The following is an 18796-nucleotide window of genomic DNA, read 5'->3' on the forward strand; positions in this document are numbered from 1 at the left end:
GCTCGACGACCTCACATCCCAACTGAGCACAGTAAACTTGAATACACCGATAGACTTCTTTCCCTACATTATTTCTCAATATCCTAAATCGGTACTTGGGCGTCCAAACTATGTGATATTGACACCGCCAAAATACGTGTGATGCTTGCTTGTATCTGCTCATGTTATTTGTCCTTTTGACTTCGCTAAAAATCAAAGGCGCATTTAGCATGAGCGGGTCTTCAGGCAAAGCCTCACCGGATGATAACCACCTACTGAAGTAGGTGGTTTAGGGCCGAAAATAAAAAAGCTACCCTCGGGTAGCTTTTTTATTATTCAACAGGCGCTAGCTTAGCTTTGTGTGCTTTGACGGTAGCTCGACAGGTCGGCCGCCACATTGGCGCCTGAGTGACTAGCCGCCGCAGTAAACACTACGTCGGTTGAGCTGTTCAGTGCGGTTTCAGCCGAGTCTTGAATCACACCGATAATAAAGCCAACCGCCACAACCTGCATCGCCACTTCTGGCTCGATACCAAACAAGCTGGCAGCCAGTGGAATAAGTAGCAGCGAACCACCCGCTACGCCCGATGCGCCGCACGCCGAGACCGAAGCCACCACACTCAGCAGCACGGCAGTGGCAAAGCTCACCTCAATACCCAAAGTGTTCACCGCTGCCAAAGTTAGCACGGTAATAGTGATCGCCGCACCCGCCATGTTAATAGTCGCACCCAGTGGGATGGATACCGAATAGGTGTCTTCGTGCAGCTTAAGGCGACGACATAGCTCCATGTTAACCGGAATATTGGCCGCTGAGCTGCGGGTGAAGAAGGCAGTAATACCACTCTCACGTAGGCAGGTAAACACCAATGGATAAGGATTTTGCTTGGTGTGAAGGTAGACGATGATCGGATTCACCACCAAAGCCACCAGCAGCATCGCCGCTAGCAGTACCGCTAGCAGGTGGCTGTAGCCCCACAGTACCGAAAAGCCGGTCTCAGCGATGGTGCTGGCTACCAGGCCAAGAATACCCAGTGGTGCGAAACGGATCACCATCTTAACCACTGCCGACACGGCATTGGCCAGATCGCCCACCATCTGACGGGTGGTGTCAGTGGCTTTACGAAATGCCAGGCCGAGACCGACAGCCCACACCAGCAGACCAATGAAGTTGCCTTCAATCAGCGCATTCACCGGGTTATCGACCATCTTGAACACGAGATTGCTGAGTACTTCCTGCAAGCCTTGTGGCGCGCTGCGCTCAACGGCGGCTTCCAACACCAACTCAACCGGGAACAAGAAGCTAAGGGCGACCGCAATCAGTGCGGCAGAAAAGGTACCGATCAGGTACAAGATGACGATGGGGCGCATCTGGGTATTGCTGCCTTGCGCCTGATTGGCCAGGGCCGACATCACCAGCACAAACACCAGAACAGGTGCGACTGCACGCAATGCCCCGACAAACAAGCCACCCAATATATCCAACGACAGGGCCAGCTGAGGTGCAACGATAGCCAGTACCGAGCCAACGATAATGGCGATAAAGATCTGCATTACCAAACTGCCTTTTAGCAGCCATTGAAGCAGAGACGGACTACGATCCATGATATTTCCTTCTACTACGTTGTGTTAACCGCAAGATAATACACCATATACAGAAGGATATTTTGATCAACCCAGCAAATAACAGCTTAGTGAGCTGGAATTATTGCTTTACCTTCGAAGTAAAAAGCAAATCAAACCAATCACTCAGCATTAACGCGCGCCGCGCATCAGGGCTGGCAATTCAGCATAGCAGCACTATTTGTCGCGACGATCGCCGATCACCGCAGCGGGATTACCCGCAACAATGGCATAGGCCGGCACATCACGGGTCACTACCGCGCCCATGCCCACCACCGCATGATCGCCAATGGTGACCCCATCAGTTACGCACACATTGCTCCCTAGCCATACGTCCTTGCCGATCACTATGCCTTGGCTGCGCACCGCTTGCTGAAACACTGGCATATCCGGGGCCATACCGTGATCGAAGGCATAGATGCGACAGCCCGGGCCGATCCGGGTTTGCGAGCCGATACTCACCCCCGCCCGTCCCCCATCTATCGAGCAGCCATGGTTAATCCCCACATCGTCGCCAAGGGTCAGTGGGCCATGCACAAAGCAGCCTTCCGCTACCGCGATGCGCTCACCACATTCGATAGACCGGCCCGGCTCCGCGAAGATCCGCGCCGTCTCAGCAATAAAGGAGTTAGCCCCCAGCGTCACCGTCTCCAGCGCTTGCAGCTTAGCTTGTACGGCTTGTTGCCACGGCTCAGCCCAAGCCAACTGCTTAGGTTTGAGGCTGTAATAGAGCCAGGGCATCGCATTCAAACGTTGCTTGTGTTGCTCAATAAGTTGCTCTGGGGAGTAGGCCTGCCAGGGCTTATCAGGATTGGAACTTTGCAAGGTCGCTCTCGGTAGGTGGAACACTAACAAGGGATTAGTTTAGCAAGATGGTCTCGCCCATGGCACTGGGATGGCCTGCATTTCCCGGCGAAACACTGACAGCCAGCCACCAGCCTGTTACAATCGCCCAGTTTTAATGAATCACCAATGAAGGACTGATATGCGTTCCAGCAAATATCTTCTGTCTACGCTAAAAGAAACGCCTAGCGACGCTGAGATTATCTCCCATCAGCTGATGCTGCGCGCAGGAATGATCCGCAAGCTGGCGTCAGGTTTGTACACTTGGCTGCCAAACGGTTTGCGTGTGCTGTCTAAGGTTGCCCAAATCGTTCGCGAAGAGATGAACGCGGCCGATGCCATCGAGGTATCGATGCCGGTGGTTCAGCCCGCCGACTTGTGGCAAGAAACCGGCCGTTGGGACAAGTTTGGTCCTGAGCTGCTGCGCCTAAAAGACCGCCATAGCCGCGACTTCGTACTGGGCCCAACCCACGAAGAAGTGATCACCGAGCTAGCGCGCAAAGAGATCAACAGCTACAAACAGCTGCCGCTGAACCTGTATCAAATCCAAACCAAGTTCCGCGACGAAGTTCGCCCACGCTTTGGTGTGATGCGCTCGCGCGAGTTCTTGATGAAAGATGCTTACTCTTTCCACCTCGACCAAACCAGCCTGCAGGAAACCTACGACGAGATGTACGCAGCCTACTGCCGCGTATTCGAGCGTCTAGGCCTGGAGTACCGTCCGGTATTGGCTGACACCGGCAGTATCGGTGGTAGCGTATCCCACGAGTTCCACGTACTGGCTGAATCCGGCGAAGACGCCATCGTGTTCTCCGACCAAAGCGACTACGCCGCCAACATCGAGAAAGCTGAAGCACTGGCACCGCAAGGCGAACGCCCAGCTGCCAGCGAAGAGCTACGCCTGGTCGACACCCCAGATGCGAAGACTATCGCCCAGCTGGTTGAGCAGTTCGATGTGCCGGTAGAGCGCACCATCAAGACTTTGATTGTGAAAGCCAGCGAAGAGTCTGAGCATCAGCTTATCGCGCTGATTATCCGTGGCGACCACGAACTAAACGACATCAAGGCCGAGAAACTGGCTGATGTTGCCGCACCGCTTGAGTTTGCCAGCGAACAAGAAATTCGCGCTGCCATCGGTGCAGGCCCGGGCTCACTGGGCCCGGTTAAGCTGCCAATCCCATTTGTGGTTGACCGCGCTGCGGCGCACTGTGCCGATTTCGGTGCTGGTGCCAACGTAGATGACAAGCACTACTTCGGCATCAACTGGGGCCGTGACGTGGAGCTGGGCGAAGTGGCCGACCTGCGTAACGTGGTTGAAGGCGACCCAAGCCCATGTGGCAATGGCACCCTGTCTATCAAGCGTGGTATCGAAGTGGGTCATATCTTCCAGTTGGGAGATAACTACTCTACCTCGATGAACGCCGCGGTATTGAACGAGCAAGGTAAAAACCAGGTAATGACCATGGGTTGTTACGGTATCGGTGTTTCGCGCATCGTGGCTGCTGCCATTGAGCAGAACAACGACAAGTACGGCATCATCTGGCCAGAAGCGATCGCCCCGTTCAAAGTGGCGATCGTACCGATGAACATGCACAAATCACATCGCGTGCAAGAAGTGGCTGAGAAGCTGTACGCCGAAGCCAAGGCGAAAGGCATCGAAGTGCTGTTCGATGACCGTAAAGAGCGCCCGGGCGTGATGTTCGCTGATATGGAATTGGTGGGTATCCCGAATGTCATCGTGATCGGTGAACGCGGCCTCGATAAAGGTGTGGTTGAGCACAAAAACCGCCGCACCGGAGAGAAGACCGAATACGCTATCGACGATATTTGGAGCGCGCTAGCGTAAATCCTTGGTGGGTTGTGGCTTAGCCGCAGCCCACGCTTTCTTTCTATCAGCGCTTTCTCCTATCAGCTCTTTCCTAGAAGCCCGTTCTCCTGTAAGCCCTTTCAGCTAAACGCTTTTTCCTCGTTACAACACCATTCCAGTACACTGGAAACATCCTAAGTGCCCCACAGCACACTCCCTGCGTTAAATACCCTCTCAGTAAAATCTAGCTCTCAATTTCAGCAAAAAACGATGCTGAAAAGTAACCGCTTACGCTAAGTTATTTTGACAGTAAAAATATTATAAGGATATCGCATGGGGCTAAATCATCGCCGCAACACTATCGCTGTATTTACCCCCTTTGTGAGTGGCTTTTATCTGGGTGAAATGTGTGCACAACTGCAAGCGCGCGCCGCTCAAGACAACTTCGATATCATCTTTATCATGACCAACAGCTTTAACGATTATCAACAGGAGATATCGTTCGAGCTGATTGATGCGGCCTTGGTGATCTTAAACGCAGTCTCTCCCGCTTTAATCCAATCCCTGCTCGATAACAGGATCCCGGTGGTATCGACGGTGGATGACTACTTTCCCAAGCCCGTAGAGGTGATCGAAAGTAACCAACGGCAAGGGGTTGAGCGAGTGTTCGAGCACCTCTATTCGCTTGGCCATCGAAAAATCGGCTATGTGGCAGACATGTCGATTGTTGATTTTCGTAGTCGTTTTGACGCCCTACAAGGCTGCTATCGCTCCCACCAGCTAAGCTTCGATGAAGACTGGCTGTTCCGGGTGAATGACCCCTCAACCCTCGGCGGCGCACAGGCAGCCAATGAGTTCTGTGCCCGCCGCCCAGACTGCACAGCCCTTATCTTTGCTGCCGACCAAATGGCTATTGGTTTCTCACTGTCGGTGAAAAAGCGCGGCATCAGTATTCCGCAAGATATTGCCATTGTAGGAGTGGATAATTCACGACTCTCCAACACCCCCGATCATCAGCTCACCACTGTCGATCAGCAGATCCCAGAGCTGGCCAATCGCGCCATCGACCGCTTGCTGCAACGCCTCAATGGCGCCGAGTACCGAGCCAAGCATGTGATCGTCGACCAACAGCTAGTGATACGAAATAGCTGCGGTAGTCTCGAACCCTGTCCGTCACTCAGTAGCGAAGAACAGCTTCCCGCCGCCGACATGTTGGACAACGATGAACTGGCGATGGCCTGCGCAGGCCTTGGCTATGAATGGATCAAGACCATCTCGAATATCTGGGGGCCATTTTTCGACTGGGGCTGCATGGCCTACAACGACACGGAAGACAGTCAACAGCTGCACTTGGAAGAGGTGTTCTTCGACCTACACACCAAACGTACCGGCGCTTCCATGCCACAGCACTGCCGCGTGCAACACTTTCCAAGACTACCGGCGGAAGATACCGATACCGATGCCCCCACCATGCTGACCATCCTTCCCATTGAGGGCGACGGCCACCCTTGGGGAGTGTTGTCTTTGGTTAAGCAGCTGCACCCGGAGTGCAATCAAGAGCGCTACAAGATGTTTGCCTACTACCTGGTGCTAATGTCCTTTTTCATGCACCGGGAAGCGCTGGCCGACCACCTGCGTCAGCGCGAGCAAACTGCCAAGGCCTTTGCCGAGCATCTGGAGGTGGTGGCCAATACCTCCAACGATGGGATTTGGTCGTGGGATCTCAAAGCCAATCAAGTAGAGTGGAACAGCCGCTCGCTGGACATGCTCGGCTTTACCAGTGCCGAGGACCAGCAAGCCTATGGCAATATGCGCTTCCTCGAGCGAGTTCACCCACAAGACAAACCCGCGGTGAAACAGCACATCAAACAACACTTCGAGAAACAGCAAGCCTTTGACTGCACCTACCGGATGCAAGCGCGCAATGGCAACTACCGCTGGGTCCACGCCTGTGGCGAGACCATCGTTGAGAGTGATGGCAGTATCTCGCGTTTTGTCGGCGCACTCACCGACATCACCGAGAGCCGCCGCTCGCGCGAGAAGATCAACTACTTGGCTTATCACGACAGCTTGACCGGCCTACTCAACCGCAACGCCTTAAACCAGAAGGTTCAGGCGCTGTTTACAGAGAACCCAGAGCAACCCTACTGCTTGATGCTATTGGACTTAAACCGCTTCAAGCTGGTCAATGACAGCTTTGGCCACCCCACCGGCGATGAGTTGCTGCGCCATGTTGCCAGCTCAATCCAAAAAACCCTGCGCAGCGAAGATATCATTGCCCGCCTCGGTGGCGATGAGTTTGTCATTGTCACTGCGATGGCCGATAAGCAACAAGCCATGGAGTTGGCCAAGCGCATCCATAGCCGCTTGAGCGAGAGCTTCACCATCCACGGTAATGTGTTTACCGTTACCGCCAGCATTGGCCTCAGCTTCTACCCCAGTCAGGCCGACAACTATCAAGCGCTATTACATAATGCCGATATCGCCATGTATCAGGCGAAATCCCAACACAGCGCAGCGCCCAAGCTCTATCACCCCGGTATGCATATCGATACCAAATCCGAGGTCGACCTGGAGCAAAGCCTGCGCCGGGCCATTGAACAGCAGCAACTAAGCTTCGCCCTGCAGGCGCAGTTAGACCCTTCCGGGCTGCGCCTGGAAGGTGCCGAAATGCTGGCACGCTGGCAGCACCCAGAACTAGGGGATGTGAGCCCGGGGAGATTCATTCCACTGGCCGAGCAAACCGGCCTTATCAATCCGCTGGGCAATTGGATCCTCGATCAAGGCATTGCCTGGCTGGCACGTTGGCAGGCCCAGCTTCCGCCGTCGTTCTGCTTGTCGCTAAACGTCAGTGCGGTGCAGCTGGTAGACAATAAGTTTGTAACCTCCGCCCTGGATAAGATCTCCGGCGCTGGCATCGCGCCTGAGCAGCTAGGCTTTGAGGTCACCGAAACAGCAGCCATTACCGATCTTGCGCAAACGGTGGAGCAGCTAAAAAAACTGGCCAAGCTGGGCTGTAAAATCGCCTTGGATGATTTTGGGACTGGTTATTCCTCGCTAGGGCTGATCACCGAGCTGCCGCTCACCACGGTCAAGATTGACCGCAGCTTTGTCCAACAGCTCACTCAAGGCGAGCAAGCACTCAAGGTCATTCAACCGATAACGCAAATGTGTCATGCGCTGGGATATCAAGTGGTCGCTGAAGGGGTCGAACAACTCCCGGAAGTCGAGCTACTCAAACAAGTGGGCTGCGATCTTATCCAAGGCTTTTACTACGCAGCGCCAAGCAGCGAGCAGGAGTTTGCTAAACGCTACCTGGCCGATTAACCAGCACAATCACGCTTTGGCTAAGACAGCAAATCTCTATTGTTGTCTTATACTTACGCCATGCCAAAGAAAAATAAACAGGCCCGCGTCGCGCTGGTTCTTACCGGTGGCGGCGCCCGCGCTGCCTATCAAGTCGGCGTACTGAAAGCCATTGCCGAACTCTACCCGCGTAACCATGCCACTCCCTTTGCGGTGCTTTGTGGCACCTCCGCTGGGGCGATCAACGCAACGGCCTTAGCGGTCTATGCTTCCTGCTTTCGCTTGGGGGTAAAAAAGCTTGAATACATCTGGCGTAACTTCCATTGTCACCATGTGTTTCGTACCGATATGCGCTTGGTGGTGGGCCGACTCAGCGCGGTGATGTTTAAAGGCTTGCGCGCCGACTACGCGGGCGATCTGAGCTTTTCGCTGCTGGACAATCAACCTTTGGGTGACCTGCTTAACCGCTATCTCAACTATCAACGTATCGATGCCAATATCGCCAAGGGCTACCTGCAGGCACTGGCCATTACTGCGTCTAGCTATGCCGATGGCCGCTCATTGTCGTTCTACCAAGCACCTGCGCATCAGCAGGACTGGCAGCGTCACCGCCGCTATGGCTCGCGCACCCAGATCCACACCAGCCACCTACTGGCCTCGGCGGCCATCCCGATGATCTTTCCGGCGATCCGCGTCGGGCAACATTTTTTTGGCGATGGATCCATCCACCAGCTCAGTCCACTTAGCCCAGCGATTCACTTAGGCGCTGACAAAATCTTGACCATTCATTTATCTCAGCCCGGCGAACTTGATACCCATCACCTGCCGCAAGCCCCCAACGGTGCCAAGATTGCCGGCCACCTACTCGATTCGATCTTCTCCGACACCATCGACTCCGATCTGGAGCGTTTGCAGCGAATCAACCGCAACCTGTCGCTGCTAAATCCCAAGCAGCAAACCTCCTTGCAGCTGCGCCCCATCGATAATATGAGCATTCGCGCCAACATCGATTTTGAAGCGCTGTCCCATGAATATTACTGTGAACTGCCGCGAAGTGGCCGCTTACTCCTAAAAGCCTTAGGGGTGAAACAAGATAAGCCCTCGGCGCTAACCAGCTTTATTATGTTCGAGAATGGCTATACCAACCGCCTGATAGAGCTGGGCTATCGCGACGCCTGCAAGCAACAAGCCGAGCTGCAAGCCTTCCTCGGCAGCTAACCAGAGCGACAAGCTGGCAGCTGCTGTTTGATGTAATTTTTACCCACTGTTCAAAAATGGTACAGACATTGCTTTAGTAACCCTTGTCAGGGTCAAGTCAGAATCATGACGCTGGTTTTTGGGTTATGGAAAGAGCGATAAGCTATGAGTGATGTTTTGCAATTTGACCGTGATTTCACGGCAACTTCTCGGAAGATCGGTAACTTTACTGAGAACAATGAGCTGAGCGCAAGCCAGAAACTGGCCTTTGTGGAGAGCCTGCTGCAGGACTTAACACTGGAAGGGCTACTGCAAACTTTTGCCGCTCAGGTGTACAAGCATGTCACCTTTTCCTCGCTGCGTTTATCGGCAGGTGAGGTCTATCTTGAGCAGCAGATCTTCAGTGGCCAACGCTACTATCGCAGCATCGCATTAAACGAAGGTCGCCAAGCCTTGGCGCGTATCACCTATACCCGTGATACCCCCTTTGCCCACAACGAAATCGATATGCTCAAGCAGCTCTCGCAGCTGGCCCAAAGCGCCATCAAGAATGGCTTGCAACTGTATCGTCTGCAGCAGCGAGTGCGCAGCGACTACCTCACCGGTATCGGCAACCGCGCTCACTTTGACGAGGCCTTAAACACTGCCGTCGAACAGCAACAGCGGCAAAGTAAAGAGAGTGATCAAGGACTGACCTTGATGCTTATCGACCTAAACCGCTTTAAGCAGATCAACGACGAGCAAGGCCATCCAGTGGGCGATCAGGTGTTGATTCACTTTGCCAATACCTTGAAGAGCATCACCCGTGGCGGCGACCAAGCCTTCCGTATTGGTGGCGATGAGTTCGCCATGCTGCTCACGCCCTGCTCCTCGGACAGCGCCGAACTGATTAAGCTACGCCTCGACCAAGCGCTATTGGAGAACCCGGTACTCAGCCGCTACAAGGTGTCAGCCGCGGTCGGCGCCTGTCGCTGGAGTGAAGGGAATAGCATCGATGAACTGATCAATCAGGCTGACCAGTCGCTCTATCAGGACAAGCATCAGTCCATCTAAAGCCAATGCCCGCACCCGGCATCGATTGCCAGGTGCGGCTGCTGTAACAGCCGGCAATGGCCACCAACTCATCCCCGTAGAACACTAAGGGGATGCGGGCCCGCTGCCAAGGCGAAATGTCCGCCTCTTGTAATAGCTTCTTCAGATTCCTCCGCCCCGAACGCTCCAGCGCATCGAACAGTAAGTTGTCGACTTGATGACGAAAGCGGATTGTCACAACTTGCCCCTCGGGCGGTAACAAGTTGCCGCCTTCAAAACAGTCCAATAGCCCGCCATGGGCAAAGCGTAGTTGTGGCTGTGTCGCGATATCCCATGTGAGCGGATCCGCCGGCTGTTGCAACAAGACTGTAGGCACCGCATACAAGCGCCCACGAAAGCGGCGCAGCTCCCCCTGCTCCATCGACACCGCCATCTTGGCATCGGCGCGCGCCTCAAGCTGACTACGTAGCTCGCTGAGCTGTGCAGCACTGGGGTAGCTCCAGCCTTGCTGGTTCAGCCAGTATCGTAGAAGGTTATTTTGCCGCGGCGTAGACAGGCTTAGCACCTCATCGCACAGCAGCGCACCCTGCTGCATGCACTGTTGCAGGTCGATGGTAGCCAGATCTTGATTGAGGCTCTGGGCTTCCTGTAACAGCTCGATGCTGCGACAACTGTTGCTTAAAAACTGTGGCCAACGGTCAGAGAATAGTGGGATCACCTGTTGGCGCAGGAAGTTGCGGTCAAACTCGTCGCTTTGATTGGAGGGGTCTTCCACCCAACTGAGCTTATGTCGCTGGGCATAGCCCTCAAGTTGTTTGCGGCTGAAGCCAAGCAGCGGGCGCACCAGCTTGTTGGCGGCAAAGGGGCGTGACACCGGCATCGCTGCCAAGCCATTCACCCCGCTACCGCGTTTGAGATTGAGCAGCAGCGTCTCTAGCTGATCATCACCGTGGTGGGCGGTAATCAATAGCTCATCGCTTTGTAGGTGCTGGGCAAAGCTGTGGTAACGGGCATCGCGCGCCAGCGCCTCAAGGCTCTGACGGGGCGCTTTTTGAATGCTTACCTGTTCGGCCAAGAACTTGGCATCAAGCAGCTTGGCTTGCTGCTGACAATGTAGCTGCCACTCACCGGCCTGCTCTTGCAAGCCATGATTGATATGGATGGCGCGCAGCGCCAGGTCATGCTGTGTGGCATAGCGCTGGGCCAGATGCAGCGCGACCGTAGAATCGAGCCCACCACTGAAGCCGACCAATAGGCTGTGGACACCAGCTAAGTGGACTGTGAGTGCGTCGGAGAATTGCGAGTACAGGGGCATAGTAATGAACAGGGAGCCGAAGCTCCCTGTTTGCTAGCAGTAACCGTAGGACATCAGCCGCTGGTAGCGTTGCTCCAGCAACTCATCGACGCTCAAGGCCTTGAGCTCGTTTAAGTCGTTCAACAGTTTCTGTTTCAGGTTGAGTCCCATCTGCGGCACGTCGCGGTGGGCGCCACCTTCAGGCTCGCTGACGATGCCATCGATAAGCTCAAGCTCTTTTAGGCGATCAGAGGTAATCCCCATCGCTTCGGCCGCTTGCTCGGCTTTGTCGGCGCTCTTCCACAGGATTGACGCACAGCCCTCTGGCGAGATAACCGAGTAGGTTGAGTATTGCAGCATGTTCACCCGGTCACCCACACCAATCGCCAAGGCGCCGCCGGAGCCGCCTTCACCGATCACGGTGCAGATGATTGGCACCTTAAGGCCCGACATCACCTGCAGGTTCTTGGCAATCGCCTCACTTTGACCGCGCTCTTCTGCGCCCACGCCCGGGTATGCGCCTGGGGTGTCGATAAAGGTGATGATCGGCAGGTTAAAACGCTCCGCCATCTCCATCAAGCGCAGGGCTTTGCGGTAGCCCTCAGGCTTTGGCATGCCAAAGTTGCGGCGTACCTTCTCTTTCGTCTCACGGCCTTTCTGTTGGCCGATAACCATCACTGGCATGCCGTCTAAGCGGGCGATGCCACCGACCACCGCTTCGTCGTTGGCATAGGCACGGTCGCCGGCCAGCTCGTCGAAGTCGCTAAAAATCTGCTCGATATAGTCGAGGGTATAAGGGCGCAGTGGGTGACGGGCCAACTGAGCAACTTGCCAAGCATCCAAGTCGCTGAAAATCTTGTTGGTCAGGTCCTGCTGCTTTTGCTGCAAGCGAGAAATCTCTTCCTGAAGGTCGACATCTACACCTGCCTCGGAGTTGACGATACGCAACTCTTCAATCTGCGCCTGAAGCTCGGCAATGGGCTGTTCAAAGTCTAGAAAATTCGGATTCATAGTTTTACTTCTTAGTTAAATTCCAGGCGCACCTGCTGCTTTCCTAGGAGCAGGCTCAGTGACTCAATCAACTCGTCACTGGGCGTAACCCGCCAATCTGTGCCCAGTTTTAATACACCGGTTGCACGGTCCCCTTGATAATTCACGGTAATCGGACAGGTTCCTGCACGATAGGGCTGCACTGCATCGCAAAAGCGCTGCCAGAATTGCTCATCGATGCGTTCGCGCAACAGATTCAGATTGAGAGTTCTGACCCAACGTTCCCTGGCCTGAGTAATGTCCATGACTTCTCGCGCAGTCATTTTAATACCACCAGAGAAGTTATCAAAGCCGACCTGCCCTTGAATAATCAAAATTCGATCTTTCACCAGCAAGTCTTGATACTGCTCGAAGACATCGCTGAAGAAGGTGATATCCAGCCGCGCGCTCTTGTCATCGATCTGCACAATGCCCATCTTAGCACCGCGTTTGGTCATCACCACCCGGCTATTTAACACTAAACCGGCGATGGTAGTGGTCTTATCTTTGGCAGTTGGCCGTAAATCCACCAAGCGACCGGCGGTATAATGGCGAAATTCCTGCAAATATTGATTCACCGGATGGCCGGTTAGATACAGGCCAAGGGTTTCGCGCTCCCCTTCCAACCAAACCTTATCACTCCACTTCGGCACATCGGCAAAGGCCGGACGGCTCTGCTCATCTTCCACCGCCAGCACGCCAAACAGGTCGTCTTGGCCTTGAGCATTGGCCTGCGCCTGCTGCGAGGCCGCCTTCAAGGCATCGCCCAAGGTCGCCATCAAGGCGGCGCGGTGTGGACCAAGGTTGTCCATGGCACCGGAGAGGATCAGCTTTTCGATGACTCTGCGGTTGATGCGTTTTAGATCCAGGCGACAGCAGAAGTCGAACAGGTCGATAAAGTCGCCGCCTTCGGCGCGCGCTTCTAGAATAGCGTCAATCGGGCCTTCACCCACGCCTTTAACCGCACCGATACCGTAAACAATCTGCTCTTTCTCGTTGACCGAGAACTTGTACAGACCGGTGTTCACATCGGGCGGCTGGATCACCAGCCCCATGTTGTTGCACTCGTCTACCAAGGTAACGATCTTATCGGTGTTATCCATATCCGCAGACATTACCGCCGCCATAAAGTAAGACGGATAGTGCGCCTTCATCCATAGCGTTTGGTAAGACACCAGTGCATAGGCGGCGGAGTGCGATTTGTTAAATCCGTAGCCGGCGAATTTCTCCACCAAGTCAAAGATCTTCATCGCCAGCTCGCCGTCAACGCCGTTGTTGATCGAGCCCTCTTCGAACACCGCCCGCTGCTTGGCCATCTCTTCAGGCTTTTTCTTACCCATCGCACGACGCAACAAGTCAGCACCGCCGAGCGAGTAGCCCGCCAGCACCTGGGCGATCTGCATCACTTGTTCCTGATAGAGAATAATCCCGTAGGTCGGCTCCAGAATTGGCTGCAAGCTGTCATGCTGCCAGGTGGCATCCGGGTAGGAGATCTCCTCACGGCCGTGCTTACGTTCGATAAAGTTATCTACCATGCCCGATTGCAGCGGACCGGGGCGGAACAGCGCCACCAGTGCGATCATATCTTCGAAGCAGTCGGGCTTTAGGCGCTTAATCAGGTCTTTCATACCGCGCGATTCCAACTGGAACACCGCGGTGGTTTGGCAGGCCTGTAACACCTTGAAAGATTTCGGGTCGTCCACTGGAATAGCGGCGATGTTGACCGGCTCTTTACCGCGCTTCTCCAGCACTGGATTGAGCATATCCAGCGCCCATTGGATAATGGTCAGGGTCCGCAGACCCAGGAAGTCGAACTTCACCAGCCCGGCGTATTCCACGTCGTTCTTATCGAACTGGGTGACCGGGTTATGACCCTCGGCATCACAATACAGCGGCGCGAAATCGGTGATGGTGGTGGGCGAGATTACCACGCCCCCGGCGTGCTTACCGGCGTTACGCGTGACCCCTTCGAGGATCCGCGCCATGTCGATCAGCTCTTTAACTTCCTCATCGCCGTTGTAGATCTCCGGCAGGCGTGGCTCAGCTTCAAAGGCCTTGGCCAGGGTCATGCCCGGGTCCGGCGGAATCAGTTTGGAAATCCGGTCAACAAAACCGAAGGGGTGGCCCATCACCCGGCCCACATCGCGCACCACCGCCTTAGCGGCCATGGTACCGAAGGTGATAATCTGCGATACCGCATCCCGGCCATACAGCTCGGCCACGTGGTCGATCACCTCATCACGGCGATCCATACAGAAGTCAACGTCGAAGTCGGGCATCGATACCCGCTCTGGGTTAAGGAAGCGTTCGAACAGCAGGTCGAATTCCAACGGATCGAGGTCGGTAATCTTTAGCGCGTAGGCCACCAACGAGCCCGCACCGGAGCCCCGCCCCGGTCCCACCGGAATATCGTTATCCTTACTCCACTGGATAAACTCCATTACGATCAAGAAGTAACCGGGGAAACCCATCTGGTTGATTACTTCGAGTTCGATGCGCAGGCGGTCATCATACTCAGGGCGCTTCTCGGCCCGCTCCACCTCGTCGGGGAACAAGAACTCGAGGCGCTCTTCGAGGCCTTCCTCACTGACTTTTACCAAAAACTGCTCAATGGCCATCCCCTCGGTGGGGAAGTCGGGCAGGAAGTACTCGCCCAAGCGCACAGTCACGTTGCAGCGTTTGGCAATCTCCACCGAGTTTTGCAGCGCCTCGGGGATGTCGGCAAACAGCTCACACATCTGCTCTTCTGAGCGCAGAAACTGCTGACGGCTGTAGTTCTTTGGCCGACGCTTATCATCGAGGGCGAAGCCATCGTGAATCGCTACTCGCACTTCGTGAGCCTCAAACTCCTCTTCATGGAGGAAGCTCACTTGGTTAGTCGCGACGACAGGCAGCTGCTGCTCTGCCGCCAGCTGCACCGCCATATGTAGGTAGGTTTCTTCGTCCTCACGTTCGGTGCGGATAAGCTCAAGGAAGTAGTGCTGAGGGAAGTGCTGCTGATAGAAATCAACACAGCTTTGCACGACATCAGGGTTGCCCTTAAGCAACGCCTTACCCACATCGCCCTCACGGGCCCCGGAGAGCAAGATCAGCCCTTCGGCGTGCTCCACCAACCACTCGCGATCGAGCACAGGACGACCTTGTACCTGTCCACGCAAGTAGGCCTTGGAGATAAGCAGGGTAACGTTTTTGTAGCCTTGGTTGTTCTTGGCGAGCACGGTGATCCGGCACTGCTCGCCCTCGAGCTCTGGACTAATCATCCAAAAGTCGCAACCGACGATGGGCTTGATGCCAGCGCCATGGGCGGCGCCATAGTACTTCACCAGACCACACAGGTTGGTTTGGTCGGTCAGCGCCAGCGCAGGCATGTTTAGCTCGGCGGCGCGGGCAACAATGGGTTTAACCTTATTCAGGCCATCTACCATCGAGAAGTCAGAATGCACCCGCAGGTGGATAAAGCGCGGCTCGACGCCTTGCTCTTGCTCAGAGCCAGCGTCGCTCATCTGCTGATCACTCACGCCTAGCTCCCCTGCCCCAGCGCGCGCTGCACCGGTTTAAAGCTGCGGCGGTGTTCCGGGAGAGGCCCAAGTTCTGCCAGCTTTTCCATATGCAGTGCGGTGGGATAGCCCTTGTGCTTGGCAAAACCATACTCAGGATGAAGCTTATCCAGCTCAGCCATCTCATGGTCACGTTGTACCTTGGCGATAATCGAGGCGGCGCTGATCTCGGCCACCCGGCCATCACCTTTGACCACCGCTTCTGCAGGCAGGCCAAAGTCTGGCGTGCGATTGCCATCCACCAACACATAGCCGGGCTGAACGCTCAAGCCTTGCACCGCGCGTTGCATCGCCACCATGGTCGCTTGCAAGATGTTCAGTTGGTCAATCTCCGCGGGCGTGGCGCGACCAATCGCCCACGCCAGCGCGTTGGCCTTGATCTCTTCGGCTAAGGCCAGGCGCTTTTTCTCGCTGAGCTTTTTCGAGTCGTTAAGACCAGTAATCGGTTTGCTTGGGTCTAGGATGACCGCTGCAGTTACTACATCGCCCACTAGGGGGCCTCGGCCAACTTCGTCAACACCGGCGAAATAGCCAGCGATGGGAGGGTATTCAAATTCAGTCATTCAACGCGCTTGTCTGGTTATCGTGCGCGGTTTTACCACGCTACGTTAGTACTCCCTATATGTTACCTCAGCTACCAAAAAAAAGCCGCCCCCGCACCACCGCTTATGCCGGATGACCTCAAATCATTGCAAATGAGATAAATGTGATTACCGACATCGATAAGGTTTTGATATAACGCATTTTTTATTACTCCAAGATCCAAGTACGACTATGAATAGACGATTCTCATCCTTAAGTATCGGTATCGCAGCGCTGGTGCTAAGCCTTTCAGCAAACGCCGCCTCGATTCAGGTTCTCAGCGCAGTAAAAAAAGACACGCCGATTAGCGGCGCCCAAGTCACCTGGCAGCGCAGCGGCGAAAGCTCGCTTCGTTCACAAACCAACAGCCGTGGTCAGGTAGAAATGGGCGGCTTCGCTGACGATGGTGACACCACCATGCTGATCGAAAAAGACGGCTACTCAACCTTGGTGGTGAAGTGTCCCTGTGATGGCTTCACCTACGCCCTCTCTCCTGAGATGCCAAACCTTGATGGTATGCGCATCGTACTGACCTGGGGCGCGAAACCCTCTGATCTCGATTCCCACTTAACCTACTCTGGCAACCATATCGCGTGGTATGCCAAAGAAGGCAACAACGCCCATCTGGATGTAGACGATACCGACAGCTATGGCCCAGAAACCATCACCATTACCCAGCGTAAACAGGGCGATCGCTATGTCTACATGGTGCGCGATTACAGCAACCGAGACCAACTGAACTCCAGCGCCCTATCTCGCAGCAACGCGCGCGTAGAGGTGTATGTAGGCCGCACCCTTATCCGTAGCTACCAAGTGGCCGAAGGCATCGAGGCCAACAATTGGGTGGTATTTGGCATCGATGAGAGCGGCGCCTTCCACGACATTAACCAGTACCTGTCTCTGCCTAGTGAAGAGAGCAGCCGCGACCATATGCGCGAGCTGCTGGCTGCGGATAGCTTCGAGAGTCATGCGGTGATCACCGATGCGATGAAGCAGCGCGCCCGCCAGCTAAACACCCGCGGTGAAGCGGTTTACGCCGAGGGTAACTACGAGCAGGCGATGTACCTGTTCCAAGAGGCGCTTAACCTAAACCCAGAGTTCAGCCAAGCCTATGGCAACTTGGGCGTGACCTACCCCAAACTGGGCCGCGATGCAGAAGCGCTGTGGGCCAACCGTAAAGCGATTGAGCTCGCCTCCGGTAGCCGCGCCAACACCATTAAAGCCGGCTCATTCTTTAACATCGCCCGCATCTATGAAAAAGCCGGTAACTGGCCAGAGGCGCTGACTCACTTCGAAGCCGCATTGGCGCTGCGTGAGCATAGCGCCTACCACAACGGCATCGCGCGCATGAAAGAGAAGTTAGCTAACTAGTTCTCGAGCTTACCAGCCAATGGCGTGGCATAGAGCTGCGCCATTTTTTTATACTCAAGCGATGACACAACACTTAAACCGTTATCGCTCACCATTTATCGAATGAATCACTGACATGCTAAAACAGATATTCAGCGGCCTATTGCTCGCGGCAATTTCGCTAAACTCAGCGCAAGCAGAACCCGCTAGCCCCATCGCGACCTTCGCGTCGATGGAGGCCTATAACCGCGCCTCCGCCAATGAGATTGCGGTCTTCTCACTGGCTTTGAAGCAACAGCTTGAAGGCGAGCTGTTTGAGGGAATTAAAGTCGACAATCCCTATGTCGCATCGGCACAGCGTTGGATAGCACTCACCCAACAGCGACTGTTGGACAACATGAACAAAGCGGGCGATAGCGCGCTAAAGCGTTGGCCAGAGCTTATCGCCTACGCCGAAGCGTTGCTGGCGCATGAGGAACCGAACTGGCTGAGCGAGGCCCAAGACTTTCATCAACAGTACATGCGTGAGCAGCTGCGCTTGGCAGCCCTCTTCCCGCGAGTTAGCAGCGAAATTGCCAGCTTGGGCGAGCATGAGCAAAGCGGCTTCGAGCTAGCGGACGGCGAGTTTATGCTGAGCTTCGATGATGGCCCTCACCCCAGCCGAACCGAAGCACTGACCGACTACCTGGGCGCACAGGGCATCTCAGCGGCGTTCTTTGTATTGGGGGAAAAACTAGGCCAGCCCGAGCGCTGGCGTGGCGCCTACCAAGGGCACTGCCTGGCATCCCACGGCTGGGCGCATAACCCCCACCGTGAGCTCGCGCCTGCTATCGAATCGCTGAGCAATACTCAGGCGGCCATCCATGCGGTGAGCGATGGCGATAACTCGGCCCCGGTTGCGTTTCGCCCGCCCTATGGGATGCGCAGTGAGGCTGTCAGCGAGTACACCGCTCAGCAGAACATCCCGCTGGTACTATGGAATATCGACAGCCTGGACTGGCGGCGCGATCTCAGCGCCGAGCAGGTGAGCCTGCGTGTTCAGCGACTGATGCTATTGTGGCGTCGCGGTATCATCTTGTTCCATGACATCCATCCCAAGGCGCTCGACGCCCTACCGGCATTGATGCCGATGATGCAGTTGGATGGTCTGCAGTGGAGTGACTGCCAGCAGCGCCTCTATCCCTCAGAGCCTAGCTGAGC

The 18796-nt window shown here is 55.1% G+C and carries 13 protein-coding genes; 6 read left to right on the top strand and 7 right to left on the bottom strand.

The window, feature by feature from the left end; all coding sequences use genetic code 11:
- From G461_RS25910 to G461_RS0112850, 3 genes are all read right to left on the bottom strand, one after another.
- The coding region (locus tag G461_RS25910) for a transposase (protein ID WP_211236276.1) at positions 1-163 on the bottom strand (163 nt) is incomplete at its 3' end.
- A 167-nt stretch (positions 164-330) separates the two neighbouring features.
- Positions 331-1581, bottom strand: a complete 1251-nt coding sequence (gene sstT, locus G461_RS0112845) for a serine/threonine transporter SstT (RefSeq protein ID WP_026972152.1) — start codon at positions 1579-1581, stop codon at positions 331-333.
- Positions 1582-1776: 195 nt separating this feature from the next.
- Entirely contained in the window at positions 1777-2340 is a 564-nt protein-coding gene (locus G461_RS0112850; RefSeq protein ID WP_084429234.1) for an acyltransferase, read from the bottom strand.
- A gap of 244 nt (positions 2341-2584) precedes the next feature.
- On the opposite strand from G461_RS0112850, the gene G461_RS0112855 reads away from it, so the two are divergent.
- The 4 genes from G461_RS0112855 (at position 2585) to G461_RS26270 (ending at position 9805) form a co-directional block, all read left to right on the top strand.
- On the top strand, positions 2585-4288 hold the full coding sequence (locus G461_RS0112855; RefSeq protein WP_026972154.1) for a proline--tRNA ligase: 1704 nt from the start codon (positions 2585-2587) through the stop codon (positions 4286-4288).
- 294 nt (positions 4289-4582) lie between these two features.
- Positions 4583-7576 carry an EAL domain-containing protein gene (locus tag G461_RS0112860; protein WP_026972155.1) on the top strand — a complete coding sequence of 998 codons (2994 nt, stop codon included), beginning with the start codon at positions 4583-4585 and terminating at the stop codon, positions 7574-7576.
- A 60-nt stretch (positions 7577-7636) separates the two neighbouring features.
- Complete coding sequence (locus tag G461_RS0112865; RefSeq protein ID WP_026972156.1) at positions 7637-8773, top strand: patatin-like phospholipase family protein; 1137 nt, start codon at positions 7637-7639, stop codon at positions 8771-8773.
- A 144-nt stretch (positions 8774-8917) separates the two neighbouring features.
- Positions 8918-9805: a GGDEF domain-containing protein gene (locus G461_RS26270; RefSeq protein ID WP_051333559.1), complete on the top strand. Its 888-nt coding sequence runs from the start codon at positions 8918-8920 to the stop codon at positions 9803-9805.
- On the opposite strand, the gene tilS is transcribed toward G461_RS26270, so the two are convergent.
- The 4 genes from tilS to rnhB all read right to left on the bottom strand — a co-directional run bounded on the left by tilS (position 9756) and on the right by rnhB (position 16227).
- The gene (gene tilS / locus G461_RS24225; protein WP_051333560.1) at positions 9756-11099 is read right to left on the bottom strand and encodes a tRNA lysidine(34) synthetase TilS; all 1344 of its coding nucleotides are present in this window, start codon (positions 11097-11099) and stop codon (positions 9756-9758) included. The two genes, G461_RS26270 and tilS, sit on opposite strands and share 50 nt — an antisense overlap.
- Before the next feature lie 33 nt (positions 11100-11132).
- Complete coding sequence (accA, locus tag G461_RS0112880) at positions 11133-12089, bottom strand: acetyl-CoA carboxylase carboxyl transferase subunit alpha (RefSeq protein WP_026972157.1); 957 nt, start codon at positions 12087-12089, stop codon at positions 11133-11135.
- 11 nt (positions 12090-12100) lie between these two features.
- Complete coding sequence (gene dnaE / locus G461_RS0112885; protein WP_245587178.1) at positions 12101-15532, bottom strand: DNA polymerase III subunit alpha; 3432 nt, start codon at positions 15530-15532, stop codon at positions 12101-12103.
- A gap of 95 nt (positions 15533-15627) precedes the next feature.
- Complete coding sequence (gene rnhB / locus G461_RS0112890) at positions 15628-16227, bottom strand: ribonuclease HII (RefSeq protein WP_026972159.1); 600 nt, start codon at positions 16225-16227, stop codon at positions 15628-15630.
- Between the two features lie 211 nt (positions 16228-16438).
- On the opposite strand from rnhB, the gene G461_RS0112895 reads away from it, so the two are divergent.
- A complete protein-coding gene (locus G461_RS0112895) occupies positions 16439-17617 on the top strand; it encodes a tetratricopeptide repeat protein (protein ID WP_026972160.1) in 1179 nt (392 codons plus the stop codon).
- 115 nt (positions 17618-17732) lie between these two features.
- On the top strand, positions 17733-18794 hold the full coding sequence (locus tag G461_RS24230; protein WP_051333561.1) for a polysaccharide deacetylase family protein: 1062 nt from the start codon (positions 17733-17735) through the stop codon (positions 18792-18794).
- Positions 18795-18796 lie beyond the last annotated feature (2 nt).

The organism is Aliagarivorans marinus DSM 23064, from assembly GCF_000429485.1.
Classification (GTDB): domain Bacteria; phylum Pseudomonadota; class Gammaproteobacteria; order Enterobacterales; family Celerinatantimonadaceae; genus Aliagarivorans; species Aliagarivorans marinus.

Bases quoted from the DNA above. Each gene is read 5' to 3' on its own strand.
- sstT (WP_026972152.1), bottom strand. From the start codon at position 1,581: ATGGATCGTAGTCCGTCTCTGCTTCAATGGCTGCTAAAAGGCAGTTTG.
- G461_RS0112850 (WP_084429234.1), bottom strand. From the start codon at position 2,340: ATGCCCTGGCTCTATTACAGCCTCAAACCTAAGCAGTTGGCTTGGGCT.
- G461_RS0112855 (WP_026972154.1), top strand. From the start codon at position 2,585: ATGCGTTCCAGCAAATATCTTCTGTCTACGCTAAAAGAAACGCCTAGC.
- G461_RS0112860 (WP_026972155.1), top strand. From the start codon at position 4,583: ATGGGGCTAAATCATCGCCGCAACACTATCGCTGTATTTACCCCCTTT.
- G461_RS0112865 (WP_026972156.1), top strand. From the start codon at position 7,637: ATGCCAAAGAAAAATAAACAGGCCCGCGTCGCGCTGGTTCTTACCGGT.
- G461_RS26270 (WP_051333559.1), top strand. From the start codon at position 8,918: ATGAGTGATGTTTTGCAATTTGACCGTGATTTCACGGCAACTTCTCGG.
- tilS (WP_051333560.1), bottom strand. From the start codon at position 11,099: ATGCCCCTGTACTCGCAATTCTCCGACGCACTCACAGTCCACTTAGCT.
- accA (WP_026972157.1), bottom strand. From the start codon at position 12,089: ATGAATCCGAATTTTCTAGACTTTGAACAGCCCATTGCCGAGCTTCAG.
- dnaE (WP_245587178.1), bottom strand. From the start codon at position 15,532: ATGGTAGATGGCCTGAATAAGGTTAAACCCATTGTTGCCCGCGCCGCC.
- rnhB (WP_026972159.1), bottom strand. From the start codon at position 16,227: ATGACTGAATTTGAATACCCTCCCATCGCTGGCTATTTCGCCGGTGTT.
- G461_RS0112895 (WP_026972160.1), top strand. From the start codon at position 16,439: ATGAATAGACGATTCTCATCCTTAAGTATCGGTATCGCAGCGCTGGTG.
- G461_RS24230 (WP_051333561.1), top strand. From the start codon at position 17,733: ATGCTAAAACAGATATTCAGCGGCCTATTGCTCGCGGCAATTTCGCTA.